At 61.5% G+C, this 16,023-nt stretch carries 18 protein-coding genes; 9 read left to right on the top strand and 9 right to left on the bottom strand.

Features of this window, described 5'->3' with window-relative positions; all coding sequences use genetic code 11:
• The first annotated feature begins 52 nt into the window (after window positions 1-52).
• Window positions 53-1,006 (top strand): homoserine kinase, encoded by a 954-nt coding sequence (locus HV782_RS01320; RefSeq protein ID WP_123470199.1) that lies wholly within the window; start codon window positions 53-55, stop codon window positions 1,004-1,006.
• A gap of 90 nt (window positions 1,007-1,096) precedes the next feature.
• Here HV782_RS01320 and HV782_RS01325 read toward each other — a convergent pair whose 3' ends face one another.
• Window positions 1,097-2,017, bottom strand: coding sequence for a zinc ABC transporter substrate-binding protein (locus tag HV782_RS01325; protein ID WP_128615034.1), 921 nt, complete (start codon window positions 2,015-2,017; stop codon window positions 1,097-1,099).
• 66 nt (window positions 2,018-2,083) lie between these two features.
• Between HV782_RS01325 and HV782_RS01330 the strand changes: the two genes are divergently transcribed.
• From HV782_RS01330 to HV782_RS01345, 4 genes are read left to right on the top strand one after another with little or no spacing between them, the layout of a single operon-like run.
• The gene (locus HV782_RS01330; RefSeq protein ID WP_123470201.1) at window positions 2,084-2,566 is read left to right on the top strand and encodes a Fur family transcriptional regulator; all 483 of its coding nucleotides are present in this window, start codon (window positions 2,084-2,086) and stop codon (window positions 2,564-2,566) included.
• A complete protein-coding gene (gene znuC, locus HV782_RS01335) occupies window positions 2,566-3,351 on the top strand; it encodes a zinc ABC transporter ATP-binding protein ZnuC (protein ID WP_123470203.1) in 786 nt (261 codons plus the stop codon). The genes HV782_RS01330 and znuC overlap by 1 nt, the downstream gene beginning before the upstream one ends.
• Entirely contained in the window at window positions 3,344-4,132 is a 789-nt protein-coding gene (gene znuB, locus HV782_RS01340) for a zinc ABC transporter permease subunit ZnuB (RefSeq protein ID WP_016986450.1), read from the top strand. Before znuC ends, znuB begins: the two co-directional genes overlap by 8 nt.
• A gap of 37 nt (window positions 4,133-4,169) precedes the next feature.
• On the top strand, window positions 4,170-4,883 hold the full coding sequence (locus HV782_RS01345) for a PA5502 family lipoprotein (protein WP_123470205.1): 714 nt from the start codon (window positions 4,170-4,172) through the stop codon (window positions 4,881-4,883).
• 123 nt (window positions 4,884-5,006) lie between these two features.
• Here HV782_RS01345 and katE read toward each other — a convergent pair whose 3' ends face one another.
• Complete coding sequence (katE, locus tag HV782_RS01350; RefSeq protein WP_186746993.1) at window positions 5,007-7,148, bottom strand: catalase HPII; 2,142 nt, start codon at window positions 7,146-7,148, stop codon at window positions 5,007-5,009.
• Window positions 7,149-7,409: 261 nt separating this feature from the next.
• Here katE and HV782_RS01355 point away from each other — a divergent pair, with 261 nt between their 5' ends.
• From HV782_RS01355 to HV782_RS01365, 3 genes are all read left to right on the top strand, one after another.
• A complete protein-coding gene (locus HV782_RS01355; RefSeq protein WP_186746995.1) occupies window positions 7,410-8,417 on the top strand; it encodes a methionine ABC transporter ATP-binding protein in 1,008 nt (335 codons plus the stop codon).
• Between the two features lie 5 nt (window positions 8,418-8,422).
• Window positions 8,423-9,133, top strand: a complete 711-nt coding sequence (locus tag HV782_RS01360; RefSeq protein WP_177490549.1) for a methionine ABC transporter permease — start codon at window positions 8,423-8,425, stop codon at window positions 9,131-9,133.
• A gap of 80 nt (window positions 9,134-9,213) precedes the next feature.
• Window positions 9,214-9,987 carry a MetQ/NlpA family ABC transporter substrate-binding protein gene (locus HV782_RS01365; RefSeq protein WP_123470213.1) on the top strand — a complete coding sequence of 258 codons (774 nt, stop codon included), beginning with the start codon at window positions 9,214-9,216 and terminating at the stop codon, window positions 9,985-9,987.
• A 259-nt stretch (window positions 9,988-10,246) separates the two neighbouring features.
• Here HV782_RS01365 and HV782_RS01370 read toward each other — a convergent pair whose 3' ends face one another.
• Genes HV782_RS01370 through HV782_RS01390 form a run of 5 tightly spaced genes read right to left on the bottom strand, consistent with a single transcriptional unit; the run spans window position 10,247 to window position 14,155 of the window.
• Complete coding sequence (locus HV782_RS01370; protein WP_102355457.1) at window positions 10,247-10,882, bottom strand: SCO family protein; 636 nt, start codon at window positions 10,880-10,882, stop codon at window positions 10,247-10,249.
• On the bottom strand, window positions 10,879-11,778 hold the full coding sequence (gene cyoE, locus HV782_RS01375) for a heme o synthase (protein WP_123470215.1): 900 nt from the start codon (window positions 11,776-11,778) through the stop codon (window positions 10,879-10,881). The genes HV782_RS01370 and cyoE overlap by 4 nt, the downstream gene beginning before the upstream one ends.
• The gene (locus tag HV782_RS01380) at window positions 11,766-12,845 is read right to left on the bottom strand and encodes a COX15/CtaA family protein (RefSeq protein ID WP_186746998.1); all 1,080 of its coding nucleotides are present in this window, start codon (window positions 12,843-12,845) and stop codon (window positions 11,766-11,768) included. The genes cyoE and HV782_RS01380 overlap by 13 nt, the downstream gene beginning before the upstream one ends.
• A gap of 10 nt (window positions 12,846-12,855) precedes the next feature.
• Window positions 12,856-13,449 (bottom strand): PA_0111/PP_0108 family redox-active disulfide protein, encoded by a 594-nt coding sequence (locus HV782_RS01385; protein WP_128615040.1) that lies wholly within the window; start codon window positions 13,447-13,449, stop codon window positions 12,856-12,858.
• Complete coding sequence (locus HV782_RS01390; RefSeq protein WP_186747000.1) at window positions 13,415-14,155, bottom strand: SURF1 family protein; 741 nt, start codon at window positions 14,153-14,155, stop codon at window positions 13,415-13,417. Before HV782_RS01390 ends, HV782_RS01385 begins: the two co-directional genes overlap by 35 nt.
• A gap of 70 nt (window positions 14,156-14,225) precedes the next feature.
• Here HV782_RS01390 and HV782_RS01395 point away from each other — a divergent pair, with 70 nt between their 5' ends.
• Window positions 14,226-14,429 carry a twin transmembrane helix small protein gene (locus HV782_RS01395; RefSeq protein WP_123470223.1) on the top strand — a complete coding sequence of 68 codons (204 nt, stop codon included), beginning with the start codon at window positions 14,226-14,228 and terminating at the stop codon, window positions 14,427-14,429.
• Window positions 14,430-14,513: 84 nt separating this feature from the next.
• On the opposite strand, the gene HV782_RS01400 is transcribed toward HV782_RS01395, so the two are convergent.
• Window positions 14,514-15,401 carry a cytochrome c oxidase subunit 3 gene (locus tag HV782_RS01400; RefSeq protein WP_128615042.1) on the bottom strand — a complete coding sequence of 296 codons (888 nt, stop codon included), beginning with the start codon at window positions 15,399-15,401 and terminating at the stop codon, window positions 14,514-14,516.
• Window positions 15,402-15,426: 25 nt separating this feature from the next.
• Window positions 15,427-15,978, bottom strand: coding sequence for a cytochrome c oxidase assembly protein (locus tag HV782_RS01405; RefSeq protein ID WP_128615043.1), 552 nt, complete (start codon window positions 15,976-15,978; stop codon window positions 15,427-15,429).
• Window positions 15,979-16,023: the final 45 nt, after the last annotated feature.

A 16,023-nucleotide genomic window follows, 5' to 3' on the forward strand; every position in this document is an offset into this window, starting at 1 on the left:
CTTTAATCGGCGCCGCTGTGCTGGCGGCGCCCGAACTGAGCAGTTTTTAACCATGTCTGTGTTCACCCCCCTGGCTCGGCCCGAGCTGGAAACCTTTCTCGCCCCTTACGGGCTTGGCCGTCTGCTTGATTTCCAGGGGATTGCCGCCGGCAGTGAAAACACCAATTTCTTTATCAGCCTGGAGCAGGGCGAGTTCGTCCTGACCCTGGTCGAGCGTGGCCCGGTGCAGGAAATGCCGTTCTTCATCGACTTGCTCGACGTCCTGCACGAGGCCGATCTGCCGGTGCCTTACGCACTGCGCACCACCGACGGCGTGGCGCTGCGTGAGCTGAAGGGCAAGCCGGCGCTGTTGCAACCACGTCTGTCGGGCAAGCACATCAAGGTCGCCAACGCGCAGCATTGCGCGCAGGTCGGCGAGTTGCAGGCACATCTGCACCTGGCGACCCAGGGCGAGCGCATGATCAAGCGCAAGACCGATCGTGGCCTGGACTGGATGCTGGAGGAGGGCACCGAATTTCTCTCGCACCTGAGCGATGCCCCGCGTGCGCTGCTGCACAAGGCGCTGGATGAAATCACCGTGCAGAAAGAGCGGATTCTCGCCTTGCCTCGGGCGAATATTCACGCCGACCTGTTCCGCGATAACGCGATGTTCGAAGGCACGCACCTGACCGGGCTGATCGACTTCTACAACGCCTGCTCGGGGCCGATGCTGTACGACGTGGCGATTGCCTTGAATGACTGGTGTTCGGACGAGGACGGCCTGATCGATGGCCCGCGAGCTCGGGCATTTCTTGGCGCTTATGCCGCGTTGCGACCATTCACGGCGGCGGAAGCTGAGTTGTGGCCGACCCTGCTGCGCGTGGCGTGTGTGCGGTTCTGGCTGTCGCGATTGATCGCGGCGGAGCAGTTTGCCGGGCAGGACGTGCTGATTCACGATCCCAAGGAGTTCGAGCAGCGCTTGGCGCAGCGGCAGCAGGTCAATACACCGTTGCCTTTTGCCCTTTAAAAGCTTCGCGAGCAGGCTCGCGCCCACAGGGTTTCGGCGATCCTGTGGGAGCGAGCCTGCTCGCGAATGGGGGCAATACCGATGCCGGGGTTACAGCGATTCCAGGCACCCTGCCAGATCATTGCCCAGCTTCTCCAGCACCTGCTCATAGCCTTGAGCCGTCGCCGGGGTGTATCCGCCCAGCGCGTCCAGCTCCGCAAGTTTCACCGGCAGGCCGGCCACCAAAGTCTCGGCCAGACGCGGACGCAATGGCGGCTCACTGAACACACAAGTCTTGCCCACTTCCTGCAAGCGCTTGCGCATCGCCGCAACATGCTGCGCACCGGGCTGCACTTCGGCGGCTACGCTGAACACACCGGCATGCTTCAGGCCATAAGCCTCTTCAAAGTAATCAAACGCCTCGTGAAAGACGAAGTACGGCTTGCCTTCAACGCTGGCCAGACGCTTCTTCAAACGCTGATCCAATGCATCCAGACGCTCATCAAACGCCTTGGCGTTGCTCTGATAGCGCTCGGCGTTGGCCGGATCGGCAGCGCTGAGGTCGGCGGCCATTTTCTCGGCAATGACCCGCGCGTTGACCGGCGCTAACCACAAATGCGCGTCCAGTGTGCCCGGGCGGTGATCGTGATCATGCTCGTCGGCGTCTTCGGCGTGGGAGTGGCTGTCCTCGGCGAAACGACGCAGTTTCATGCCCGGCAGGTCTTGCACCGCTACGCTCGGCAGGGTCCGCCCGTTCAGTACACGTGGCAGGAAACCTTCCATGTCCGGGCCGATCCAGTACAGCAGATCGACTGATTGCACCTTGCGCACGTCGGACGGGCGCAGCGCGTAGTTATGCGGCGAAGCACCCGGCGGCAGCAGCACCTCCGGGATGGCCACACCGTCCTGCACTGCCGCAGCAATCAGTTGCAACGGTTTGATGCTGGTGAGGACCTTGACCTCGGCCTGAGCCGAACCGATCAGCAGAAAACTGGCGACAAACGCCACAAAAACAGAAAAAAGTCGGGACACGATGACCACTCAATGAGGCGAGAACGGGTAACATAATAACGTCTCTATCAAAACTCGTCGCCGCCCATGCCTATTACACCGATTGCCAGCCGTCCTCACGACCACTCTCATTGCGTGCACAGCGCACTGACCGAGGCCGATGCCTTGTGCGCCCAGAAAGGCCTGCGCCTGACTGCATTGCGCCGGCGAGTCCTGGAACTGGTCTGGCAGAGCCACAAGCCGCTGGGCGCCTACGACATTCTCGCGGTGTTGAGCGAGCAGGACGGTCGTCGCGCCGCACCGCCGACCGTGTACCGCGCGCTGGATTTCCTTTTGGAAAACGGCCTGGTGCACCGTATCTCTTCGCTTAACGCCTTCGTCGGTTGCGTGCATCCCGAGCACGCGCATCAGGGCCAGTTCCTGATCTGCCGCGACTGCCACGCGGCGATCGAGCTTGAACAAAAAGTGATCAGCGACGCGATTATCAACAGCGCCAGGGATGTCGGTTTCATCGTCGAAACCCAGACCGTCGAAGTGGTCGGCCTGTGCTCCGGTTGCCAGGGGGCTTGATGAGCAACCCGTTGATCCGTCTTCAGCACGTCGCCGTCACGTTTGCCGGGCAGACGGTGTTGGACAATATCGAACTGAGCGTCGAGCCGGGGCAGATCGTCACTCTGATCGGCCCCAACGGTGCTGGCAAGACCACCCTGGTGCGCGCTGTACTCGGCCTGCTGAAACCGGACAGTGGCAGCGTCTGGCGCAAGCCGAAACTGCGCGTTGGCTACATGCCGCAGAAACTGCACGTCGATCCGACCTTGCCGCTCTCGGTGCTGCGCTTCCTGCGCCTGGTGCCCGGCGTAGACCGTCCGCGTGCATTGGCGGCGCTCAAGGAAGTCGGTGCCGAACACGTCATCGACAGTCCGGTGCAAAGCGTCTCCGGCGGTGAAATGCAGCGCGTGCTGTTGGCTCGGGCGCTGCTGCGCGAGCCGGAGTTGCTGGTGCTCGATGAGCCGGTGCAAGGCGTCGATGTCGCCGGCCAAGCCGAGCTGTACAGCCTGATTACCCGGCTGCGCGACCGTCACGGCTGCGGCGTATTGATGGTGTCCCACGATTTGCATCTGGTCATGAGCACCACCGACCAGGTGGTCTGCCTCAACCGTCATGTCTGCTGCTCCGGGCATCCCGAGCAGGTCAGCGGCGATCCGGCGTTCGTCGAGCTGTTCGGCAAGAATGCGCCGAGCCTGGCGATCTATCACCACCATCACGACCACGCCCACGACCTGCACGGTTCGGTGGTCAAGGCGCCCGATGCGGGCCACACCCACGTTCACGGAGACCACTGCAAGCATGGCTGATTTTCTGTTGTATGCCCTGCTTGCAGGTCTGGCGCTGGCGCTGGTCGCGGGTCCGCTTGGCTCGTTCGTGGTCTGGCGGCGCATGGCGTATTTCGGCGACACCTTGTCCCACGCCGCACTGCTCGGTGTGGCGCTCGGCTTTCTGCTGGATGTCAGCCCGACGGTGGCGGTGACGGTCGGTTGCCTGTTGTTGGCGGTTTTGCTGGTGACCTTGCAACAGCGCCAGCCGCTGGCGTCCGACACGCTGTTGGGAATTCTCGCGCCGAGTACGCTCTCTCTCGGCCTGGTGGTACTAAGCTTCATGCATGAAGTGCGGATCGACCTGATGGCCTATCTGTTCGGTGACCTGCTGGCGATCAGTCCGACCGATCTGGCGTGGATCCTCGGCGGCAGCGCGGCGGTGCTGGTGTTGCTGGTGACGCTGTGGCGGCCATTGCTGGCGATCACCGTGCATGAAGAATTGGCCAAAGTCGAAGGCCTGCCGGTGGCGGGCCTGCGTATGGCGTTGATGCTGTTGATCGCGGTAGTGATTGCGGTGGCGATGAAAATCGTCGGGGTGTTGCTGATCACCTCGCTGCTGATCATCCCGGCCGCTGCGGCACAACGTCACGCCCGCTCGCCGGAGCAGATGGCGCTGGGCGCGAGCCTGCTGGGCATGCTCGCCGTGTGTGGCGGGCTGGCGCTGTCGTGGTTCAAGGACACCCCGGCCGGGCCGTCAATCGTTGTGACGGCGGCCGCACTGTTTCTGCTGAGTTTTGTTCTGCCCCGTCGAGGGGTGTAGACTTGCTCGCTTTTTGCGCAATTAGAGAGTCGCAGGAATGAAGCCGTTCGCCTCCCGTTATCTGCTCCTTGTCGCATTTTCCGTGCTGCTGGGCGCCTGCCAAAGCACGCCGCCGGTGGCTGAAGTCCCCGACGCGCGGGCCACGGCCATCGCACAGCTGGAGCAAAGCCTGGCCAGCAGCGAACTGGCCACCGCCGAAGACCAATTGGCCGCCTTGCAGGCACAGAGCCCCAACGACCAGTCCCTTGAGCAATACCAGCGGCAGTTGGCCGAAGCCTATCTGCGCCGTAGTCAGATTGTGTTGCAGAAAGGCGACGTGAATGCTGCCGCCACTGCGCTGAGCCGTGCCCGCGCCCTGATGCCCAAGGCTCCGGCGCTGACCGGTGGCGTCAACGGCGCCATCACCGAAGCCCGCAAAGCCGAGCTGGAAAAAGCTGAAGCCGCACTGCTCGCTGCCGAAGCCAAACCGAAAGCCAAGGTGATCGACCCGACCGCCGAGAGCACCACGGTGGCGCTGAACATCACCGATAGCCGCAAACTTCGCCGGCAACTCGATGCGATCGCCGCTGATGTGGTGAATTATGAGTGTGGGGTGACCATTCAGGCGCCGCGTACCGATGACTATCCGTGGCTGGCGACTCTGCTGACCAAGCGGGTGAAGAAGTTGAACCCGGATTTTGATCTGAAGATTGTGAAGCAAACTCTACGCACAGTACCGGCGCAGATGGTCTTGAGTCCGCGTAAACCTTAAAAGCTTCGCGAGCAAGCTCGCTCCCACATTTGATCTTGGGCCTGACACAAAATCTGTGTTCACCAGAGATCCCTTGTGGGAGCGAGCTTGCTCGCGAAAGCGTCCTTTCAGCCAACGAAGCTTTTAAGCCGGAACGGCCTTCGCCTTAGGCTCCCGCGCCCAAACCCGATGCTGCCCGATCGCGGCAAAGAACGGTTTGGTCAACGCTCTCACATCCTTGCCCTGCAGCAACCCTGCATCCGCTTCCAGCTTCAGCAGATCCTGCAACTGTTCGGCCTCGCCGTGCAGCGCAATCGCTTTCAGATGCTTGTACGCCTCCAGCAGGTAATGCAACGCCACGCCATCGCCGCTCAACGCGTTGATTGACGCCGCGCCACCCGGCACGAACACCGCATCGAAGATCACCGAAGGCATGCCTTCCATTGATGCATCCACCGCCAGGGTTTTGCCGTCGGCAGTCTTCACCGGGGCCGAGGTCGGACCGAGCAATTTGGCGTGTGCACCTTCAGCCGCCAAGGCCTTTTTCATCGCATCAATCGCCGCACCATCGACGCCGTTGGCGGCAAGAATCGCTACTTTGCGGGTCTTGATGTTTTCTGGCAGCAGATTGGCCTGACTCAGCGCCGGCGAATGATCGAACGAAGTTTTGAGCACTTCGACCGTGCCTTTGCCCGGCACCGGCAGGCCCAGATTGGCCGCAACGCGTTTAGCCAGTTCCAGGTCGATGTTGGCGAGAATCTCGTTCACTTGCCGCGCGCGGATGAACTCCCGTTCGACCTTGCCCAGTTCGAAGCTGTAGGCGGCGATGATGTGTTCCTTCTCGTGCTCACTCATGCTGTTGAAGAACAGCCGCGCCTGGGAGAAGTGGTCGCTGAACGATTCGCTGCGCTGGCGGATCTTGTTCGCGTCGATGCGTTCCGGGTAGCTCTCGAAGCCACCGTCCTGCGCCGCCGGCGGGGTTTCTTTCGGCCAGCCGCCATCAATCGAGTTTGGTTCGTAGGATGCACGACCCTTGTCGATCACCGTGCGGTGCTGCGCGTCGCGCTGACCGTTGTGGAACGGTGCCACCGGGCGGTTGATCGGCAGCTCATGAAAATTCGGCCCGCCGAGTCGGCTGATTTGCGTGTCGGTGTAGGAAAACAGTCGACCTTGCAGCAGCGGATCGTTGGAGAAGTCGATGCCGGGCACGATGTGGCCTGGGCAAAACGCGACCTGCTCGGTCTCGGCAAAGAAGTTGTCCGGGTTACGGTTGAGGGTCATCTTGCCCAGCGGGGTGATCGGTACGATTTCTTCGGGGATCAGTTTGGTCGGGTCGAGGATGTCGAAATCGAAGTCGTGCTCGTTTTCCTCCTCGATGATCTGCACACCCAGTTCCCATTCCGGGTAATCGCCCATCTCGATGGCTTCCCAGAGGTCGCGACGGTGGTAGTCGGTGTCTTTACCGGCGAGTTTCTGCGCCTCGTCCCACACCAGTGAGCAGGTGCCGGCGGTAGGGCGCCAGTGGAATTTGACGAAGCGCGATTTGCCCTCGGCGTTGACCAGGCGGAAGGTGTGCACGCCAAAGCCCTGCATGCTGCGCAGGCTTTTCGGGATCGCCCGGTCGGACATCGCCCAGATGACCATGTGCGCCGATTCCGGCACCAGGGATACGAAGTCCCAGAACGTGTCGTGAGCCGAGCCACCGGTGGGGATTTCATTGTGCGGCTCGGGTTTCACCGCGTGGACGAAGTCGGGGAACTTGATTGCGTCCTGAATGAAAAACACCGGCATGTTGTTGCCGACCAGGTCGAAGTTGCCTTCGTCGGTGAAGAACTTCACCGCGAAACCACGCACGTCACGCACGGTATCGCCGGAGCCGCGTGGCCCCTGTACGGTGGAAAAACGCACGAACACCGGGGTCTTTTTCCCCGGATCCTGCAGGAAACCGGCCTTGGTCAGTGTCGAATGGTTCTCGTAGGCCTGAAAGAAACCATGCGCGCCGGTACCGCGGGCGTGGACGATGCGCTCCGGGATTCGCTCATGGTCAAAGTGCGTGATTTTCTCACGCATGATGAAGTCTTCCAGCAGCGACGGCCCGCGTGGGCCGGCCTTAAGGGTGTTCTGGTTGTCGGCGACCTTCACCCCCTGGTTGGTGCGCAGGGCCTGGCCGGTGGCGTCGGAACGAAAGCTCTCCAGGCTGTCGAGTTTGGCGTTGGTGTTGGCGCGATCCTTGGTATCGGTTCCGGCCATCTGGCTTTTGTCGGTCGTAGGTTTCTTGCTGCTCATCAGACGTAAACTCCTCGATTGACCCCGATAAGTGCGGGGACTCTTGAGTGGTTCCCGGGCACGGCACCCAGGGTTTTCAAGTCGCTTACCTAATGACTGACGAGGGTTTTGGGCGTTCCTTTTTTATGACCTTTGATCTTGTTATTGCCAAATCGAAGGTTAATTGCGAAATAAATGCTAAGAACCTCTATACGGACAGGCTAAAATGCGCGCCCGGCTAACCGCTGATCCTTTTCTAACGCGCCCCACAAGGTTCGCTACGTGATCGAGTTTCAAAACGTCCACAAAACTTACCGCGTCTCCGGTAAGGACATTCCCGCCCTGCACCCGACCAGTCTTGCGATTGAAAACGGTCAGGTGTTCGGCCTGATCGGCCATTCCGGTGCGGGAAAAAGTACCCTGCTGCGTCTGATCAATCGCCTGGAAGACTCCAGCGGCGGCAAGATTTTCGTCGACGGCGAAGAAGTCACCGCGCTGGACGCCAACGGCCTGCGCCGTTTCCGCCAGCAAGTCGGGATGATCTTCCAGCACTTCAACCTGCTCGCCTCCAAGACCGTGGCCGACAACGTCGCGCTGCCGCTGACCCTGGCCGGCGAACTGTCGACCAGCGAGATCAATCAGCGCGTCGCCGAGTTGCTGGCGCGGGTCGGCCTGTCCGATCACGCCAAGAAGTACCCGGCGCAATTGTCCGGCGGCCAGAAACAGCGCGTCGGCATCGCCCGCGCCCTGGCGACCAAACCGAAGATTCTGCTGTGCGACGAGGCCACCAGCGCCCTTGACCCGCAGACCACCGCGTCGGTCCTGCAACTGCTGGCCGAGATCAACCGCGAACTGAAACTGACCATCGTCCTGATCACTCATGAGATGGACGTGATCCGTCGCGTCTGCGACCAAGTGGCGGTAATGGACGCTGGCGTGATCGTCGAGCAAGGCTCGGTGGCCGATGTGTTCCTGCATCCGCAGCACCCGACCACCAAGCGTTTTGTGCAGGAAAGCGAGCAGATCGACGAAAACGAGCAGCGTGATGACTTCGCTCACGTGCCGGGCCGCATCGTGCGCCTGACCTTCCAGGGCGAAGCGACTTACGCGCCGTTGCTCGGTACCGTCGCCCGAGAAACCGGGGTCGACTACAGCATCCTCGCCGGTCGCATCGACCGCATCAAAGACATTCCTTACGGGCAATTGACCCTCGCCGTCACCGGTGGCGACATGGAAGCGGCCTTCGCCCGTTTCGCCGCCGCTGACGTTCACATGGAGGTGCTGCGTTAATGGAAATGTACGACGCTGCAATCAAGAACTACGACGCCGCAGTAGAAGCCATCAAGCTGTTCTTCCAGAACATCGACTGGCTGGAAATCGGCCTGGCCACCAACGACACCATGATGATGCTCGGTGGTTCGCTGTTGTTCACCGTTCTGCTCGGCCTGCCGCTGGGTGTGCTGCTGTTTCTCTGCAGCCCGCGGCAGTTGCTGGAAAACCGGGTGGTCTACGCGATCATGTCGCTGGCGGTGAACATCCTGCGTTCGCTGCCGTTCATCATTCTGTTGATCGTGATGATCCCGTTCACCGTGATGATCACCGGCACCTCGCTGGGCGTGGCCGGGGCGATTCCGCCGTTGGTAGTGGGGGCGACCCCGTTCTTCGCGCGTCTGGTGGAAACCGCATTGCGTGAAGTCGATCGCGGCATCATCGAAGCCACCCAGTCGATGGGCGCGACCACCCGGCAGATCATCATGAACGCCTTGCTGCCAGAGGCCCGTCCGGGCATTTTCGCGGCGATTACGGTGACGGCGATTACACTGGTGTCCTACACGGCGATGGCCGGTGTGGTCGGCGCCGGTGGTCTGGGTGACCTGGCGATCCGTTTCGGCTACCAGCGTTTCCAGACTGACGTGATGATCGTCACCGTCGTGTTGCTGCTGATTCTGGTGCAAGTGCTGCAAATGGTCGGTGATCGACTGGTCGTGCATTTTTCGCGCAAATAACCGGTTTTTTGTAAATCAAGAGATGAGCCGGCCATTCGCTGGCAGGCGCCACACGGGCGCTTTGAAAAGGAGTTAGCTGAATGAAAAAACTGATCGCTGCTTTCGCTGCCGTAGCCGCTTTTTCGGCCCACGCTGCAGAAACCCTGACCGTTGCCGCCACCCCGGTGCCGCACGCGGAAATCCTCGAGTTCGTGAAACCGGCGCTGGCCAAGGAAGGCGTGGATCTGAAGGTCAAGGTGTTCACCGACTACATTCAGCCCAACGTACAGGTCGCCGAAAAGCGTCTGGACGCTAACTTCTTCCAGCACCAGCCGTACCTCGACGAGTTCAACAAGGCCAAGGGCACCAGCCTGGTTGCTGTGACCGGCGTGCACCTGGAGCCATTGGGTGCGTACTCGAACAAGTACAAGAAGCTTGATGAACTGCCAAGCGGCGCCAATGTGGTAATCCCGAACGACGCCACCAACGGCGGCCGTGCGCTGTTGCTGCTGGACAAGGCGGGCGTGATCAAGCTGAAGGATTCGAAGAACATTCTGTCGACTGTCAAAGACATCGCCGAGAACCCGAAAGACCTGAAGATCCGTGAACTGGAAGCCGCGACCATCCCGCGCGTGCTGACCCAGGTCGATCTGGCGCTGATCAACACCAACTACGCGCTGGAAGCCAAGCTCGATCCATCCAAGGATGCGCTGGTGATCGAAGGCAACGACTCGCCTTACGTGAACATCCTGGTGTCCCGTGCGGACAACAAGGACAGCGACGCGATGCAGAAACTGGCGGCTGCCCTGCATAGCCCGGAAGTGAAGAAGTTCATTACCGAGAAGTACAAAGGCGCGGTATTGCCGGCGTTCTGATCTAGATTGCTGCACGAAAAAGGGGACGCTATGAGCGTCCCCTTTTTTGTGTCTGGCTTTGGACCTGCTGTGAAGCTTCCCCTCACCCCAGCCCTCCCGAAACGTCGGACCGCCCAGAGGGAGAGGGGGCCGATCTTCAAGCTCTTCGAGCCTGAGTTCGACTCACAATTGCAGGTCGGCGCAACTCGAACAAACACCTCACCCTAACCCTCTCCCTCCGGGAGAGGGTTAGGGTGAGGGGCTTTTCGCTCTTCGGCGTTTATTTGCGGTTGAGCATCACCGGCAACTGCGCGACCAGTTTGGCGTTGTTCAACGGCGCCCGAATAAACCCGCGCTGCGTCCCGTCCGGCCCGATCACCGCCAGGTTGCCGCTGTGATCCACGGTGTAGTTGGGCTTGCTGGTATCGGCCGGAATAAACGGAATGCTCACCGCATTGGCGACCTTCTGCAGCTCTTCGATCGACTTCGGCGTCAGGCCGATGAACTGCGGATCGAAGTAGCCCAGGTACTGCTTCAACTGCTGCGGGTTATCGCGGTTCGGGTCAACGCTGACCAGTACGATCTGCAACTTGTCCACAGCGTCTTTGGGCAACTCGCTCTTGATCTGGCGCAATTGGGCGAGGGTGGTCGGGCAGATGTCCGGGCAGAAGGTGTAGCCGAAGAACAGCAGGCTCCACTTGCCTTTCAACTCGTCGATGGCGACCGGTTGGCCATCCTGATTGGTCATGGTCACGCCCGGCAGGGTGCGGCTCTGCGGCAGCAGGATGATGCCGGCGTCGATCAGCGCAGTGGGGTCGCCCTGGCCCTTGCCACTCAGCACTTTGTTGACGGTAAGTCCCAGGATCAGCGCGATCACGGCGACGAGGATGAAGACGGTTTTCTGGGTTCGAGTCATAAGTTCAACAGTAAGTAGTGGTCTACGAGCAGGGCGATGAACAACAGGAACAAGTAATAAATAGAGTACTTGAAGGTGTTGATCGCCGCGTGCGGCCGAGTGCCACGGTACAGCACCACGGCCCATTGCAGAAACCTTGCGCCCAGCGCGAGGGCGCACAGCAGATACAGCACGCCGCTCATGTGGATCACGTACGGCAGCAGACTCACCGCCAGCAGCGCAAAGGTGTAGAGCAGAATGTGCACTTTGGTGTAATGCTCGCCGTGGGTCACCGGCAGCATCGGGATGTCGGCCTTGGCGTATTCCTCTTTACGATGGATTGCCAGCGCCCAGAAGTGCGGCGGGGTCCAGGCGAAGATGATCAGCACCAGCAGCAACGGTTCGGCGCTGACATGACCGGTGGCGGCGGTCCAGCCAAGCAGTGGCGGGGCGGCGCCGGCGAGGCCGCCGATGACGATGTTCTGCGGCGTCGCGCGCTTGAGGAAACCGGTGTAGATCACCGCGTAGCCGAGCAGAGAGGCGAGGGTCAGCCAGGCAGTCAGCGGGTTGGTGAAGGTCAGCAACAAGGCCTGGCCGAGCAGCGCCAGGACCAAGGCAAAGGTCAGTGCCGCAGCCGGCGATACCCGGCCTTCAGCCAATGGCCGCTTGTGGGTGCGCGCCATCACCGCGTCGATGCGCCGGTCCACCACATGGTTGACCGCCGCCGCACCGCCGGCACACAGGGCGATCCCGAGGTTACCGAACACCAGCACGGTCCACGGCACCCCGGCACGGGTCGCGAGGAACATGCCGACCAGAGAGGTGATGAGCATCAGCACCACCACTTTCGGTTTGGTCAGCTCCAGATAGTCACGCCACAGCGCTTGCGCGGGACGTTCGCCGATCAGAAGCGCCATGGCGTTTCTCCTTTAATGGTGATGGGCGCCGCCACGTGTTTACGCGGGCTGAGGCGCCAGCGTGCGAGCACCGGCTGTTTGACCCGAACCAGACTGGTCCGTGCGTGGTAATTGACCAGCACCATCGTCAGCAGCAGCGCCGCACCGCCGGCGTTATGCGCGACCGCCACCGGCAGCGGCAGATGGAACAGCACGTTGCTGATGCCGAGGGTGATTTGTGCGCCGAGGGCGACCAGCACCAGCCCGGCGAGCCGGGTCATGCCGACGGCTCTGAGTTGCCAGGCCAGCCCGAGCAGCACCAGCGTCACCAGCAACGCGCCGATGCGGTGGGTCAGGTGGATTGCCGTACGCGCATCGCTGTCGAGCTGGCCGCCGAGGTAATTCGGGCCGATGTGCTGGGTCAGGTGAAAGCCGTTGGCAAAGTCCGCCGGCGGCAGCCATTGACCGTGGCAGGTCGGAAAGTCGATGCAGGCCACCGCCGCGTAGTTGGAACTGACCCAGCCGCCCAGCGCGATCTGGCCGATCGCCAGCAACAGTCCCGCTGTCGCCCAATACTGCAAACGCCTGGGCACGGTCAGCGCCGGCAGCACGCCGGAGAGTCTCAAGGTCAGCAGGAACAAAAGGCTCAATGTCGCGAAGCCGCCGAGCAAATGCCCGGTGACCACTTGCGGCCAGAGTTTGAGCGTCACCGTCCACATGCCGAACGCTGCCTGGGCGAACACCACCGCCAGCAGAAACAACGGCAGCTTCAGCGGCTGTCCCGGATGCCGGCGATTGACCCAGGCGCGTCCGGCCAGAATCGAAATCAGCAGGCCGAGGGTTCCGGCGAAGTAGCGGTGGATCATCTCGTTCCAGCCCTTGTGCGCCACCACCGGCGAGTCGGGGTAATGCAGTTCGGCATGGGCCAGTTGGGCTTCGCTTTTCGGCACGCTGATAAAACCGTAACAGCCCGGCCAGTCCGGACAGCCGAGGCCGGCGTGGGTCAGGCGGGTGTAGGCGCCGAGCAGCACGACGATCAGTGCCAGCAGGGTGGCAAACAGCGCGAGGCGAAATCCAGGTTTGGCCATGACGATGCCCTTATCCGATGTTCGACAGTTTCAGCAGGTGGCGCAGGTCGTTGAGCAAGTCCTTGCCCTTCACACTCGGGTCGTAGCGCAGCACGAGGTTGCCGTGCGGGTCGATGATCCACAGCTGCGGCGTGGCCTTGTCGCCGGTGGTCTTGCTGAAGGTGGCGGCGTCCAGCGGGTAGCGTTGCAACTGTGGGTATTCGCGGCTCAGCTTGGCTTCATAGTCGGCGCCCAGCGGTTGCGCGGCGGCCAGGGCGTGGCTGGCGCGTCCGGCATCGCGGCCGAGGCCGATCTGGATCTGCCGGGCGAGGTACACCAGTTGCTGGCAATCGACCGCGCAGTCCCTGGGTGCGGTCACCAGCATCTGCCAGCGCTGTTCATCGGCCTGCACACCGAGGTCGGCGCGGGACTGGCCGTTGCCGATCAGTTCGCCGTGGTAGCTGCGCCCTTCCGGCACCCAGAACTGCAATTTGTACATGCCGGTGGCGAGGATCATCGGGCCGACCACGCCGAGCAGAATCAGCAGCAGCTGGACCCGTCCACGACGACGGCTGGCCGGGGTTTTTGCCTCAGACATGCTGGGTGGATTCATGGCCGTTCCCATGGTGTTTCTCCTTTGCGTTGTGCAATCCAAGGTAGATGTAGAGACCGAGCAGGGCGGTGGCCATGGCAAACCATTGCACGGCGTAACCGAGGTGTTTTTCCGGGCCCATGGCGACCACCGGCCAGTCGGCCTCATAGCTGGCAGGGCCGGGTTCGGCGCGCAGTTCGTAGGCGAAACCGTCGCGGTCGAGGGTTTTCCACAGCCTGGCCGGCTCGACGGCGGTGATGGTTTGCGGCCAGGTGCTGCTGGCCGGGTCGGCGTGCAACTGGAAGGTCGCGCCGGGGGCGACGTAGACCCAGGCATCGAGACTCAGTGCGTCGGACGGGGTGGTGAATTGCGGAGGTACGCGGCGATCGGGCCACGGCAGCCAGCCACGATTGACCAGTAGCCAAAGACCCGTGGCGCGGTCCTGAAACGGTTGCAGCAGCTCGATGCCGACCTTGCCGTTGCGCTGACGGTTGTCGAGTAGCAGGCTGTGGCCACCATCGAACTGGCCGTAAAGATGCACCCGGCGATAGGCCGGGTCGGTGCTGTGCAGTAATTCGCTGCTGGCCATCGGCGCGGCGGCGCGGCGTTCGGCGTAACTGGCGAGCAGGGCGGTTTTCTCCGCACCCCGGCCCAGTTGCCAGAAGCCCAGCGACACCAGCAGCGGCAGCAACAGCGCTACCACCACGGTCGGTATCACGCCCGGGTGAAAGCGCTTCATGGCCGCGCCACAAAGTCAGTCGTCGCGATCGCTATACTCAACTGCATCGCCTGTCCCCCGGAGTCTTCCCATGCTCAAAGCAGCCATTGTCGTGCTGCTGATTGCCACGGTGATCAGCCTGTTCAGCGGCCTGTTTTTCCTGGTCAAGGACGACAGCAGCTCGAATCGCCTGGTCATCGCCTTGAGTGTTCGGGTGGCATTGGCCGCCATCACCGTCGGCTTGATCGCCTGGGGCTTTTACAGCGGCCAACTGGTGTCCCACGTTACGTGGTAGCTGCAAGCGGTCAGCTACAAGCTACAAGTTAGAAGCTTTACCGCTTTGAGCTTGAGGCTTGCAGCTTGCCGCTTGCGGCTGTTGTTAAAGCACATAAACGAAGATGAACAAGCCGATCCACACCACGTCGACGAAGTGCCAGTACCAGCTCGCCGCTTCGAAACCGAACTGGTGCTCGTTGTCGAAATGGCCCTTCATGATGCGCATCAGCATCACGAAAAGGATGATCGTGCCGATGGTCACGTGCGCACCGTGGAACCCGGTGAGCATGAAGAACGTGGCGCCATAAATGCCCGAGCCGAGGGTCAGGCCCAGTTCGTGGTAGGCGTGCATGTATTCCTCAGCCTGGAAGCCGAGGAACGCGCAGCCCAGCAACACGGTGATCGCCAACCAGATTTTCAGCGCGCCGCGATGGCCCTTTTTCAAGGCATGGTGGGCGATGGTGATGGTGACGCTGGAGCTGACCAGCAGAATTGTGTTGATCAGCGGCAGGCCCCACGGGCTGATGACTTCCTTGGGCGGCGGGAACAGTTTCGGGTCCGGCGTATGCAACAGCGGCCAGGTGAACTGGAAGTTCGGCCAGAGCATGTGCGCGATGCCTTTCGGGCCTTCGCCCCCCAGTGCCGGGCCGGAGATGTGCCGCACGTAGAACAGCGCGCCGAAGAAGGCGATGAAGAACATCACCTCGGAGAAGATGAACCAGCTCATGCCCCAGCGGAACGAGCGATCGAGTTGCGAGCTGTACAGCCCGGCGCGACTTTCTTTGATCACCGCGCCGAACCAGCCGAACAGCATGTACGCCAGCAACAGCCCGCCGACGAAAAAGATGTACGGCCCGTGGGATTCCGGGCGTGCCGCCTTCAGATCGTTGAACCAGGTCGCCAGGCCGTACACGGTGATGACCATGCCGAAGGTGGCGATGATCGGCCACTTGCTCTGGGCCGGGACGTAATAGTGCTCATGAGTTGCCATTTATTGTTCTCCTTATCGGGCACGCTTAACCGCCAGTGTTTACAGCCACCGGAGGATGTCGGGCGGTGATATCGAACAGCGTGTAGGACAGCGTCAGGTGCTTCACGTCCTTGGGCATGTCGCGGTCAACGATGAAACGCACCGGCATCTCGATCTGCTGACCGGGCTGCAGCACCTGCTGGGTAAAGCAAAAACATTCGGTCTTGTGGAAATATGCCGCCGCCTCGCTGGGCGCAATGCTCGGCACGGCTTGCGCACTCATCGGTTTGTCGGTGGGATTGCGCGCGATGAAAATCATCTCGTTGACCGCGCCTGGGTTCGCGGTGAGTTCGTCATGCTTGGGGTAGAAGTCCCATGGCATATCGGCGGTGTTGGTCGACAGGAACTGCACGCGCACCTGGCGTGAGGTATCGACGACCTGCTCGCCTTCGTACTGCCCGGCGGTCTTGCCATTGATGCCGAAGGCCTTGCACATCACGTCGTAGATCGGCACCAGGGCAAAGCCGAAGACAAACATTGCCACCACGACCCCTAGCAGCCGGGTGACGAGTTTTTTCAGCGAGATCGAGTCAGCCATGATTTTCAGCCTCCACCTGAATCTCTGTGGGAGCGAGCTTGCTCG

The sequence above is a fragment of the Pseudomonas monsensis genome (assembly GCF_014268495.2).
Lineage (GTDB): Bacteria > Pseudomonadota > Gammaproteobacteria > Pseudomonadales > Pseudomonadaceae > Aquipseudomonas > Aquipseudomonas monsensis.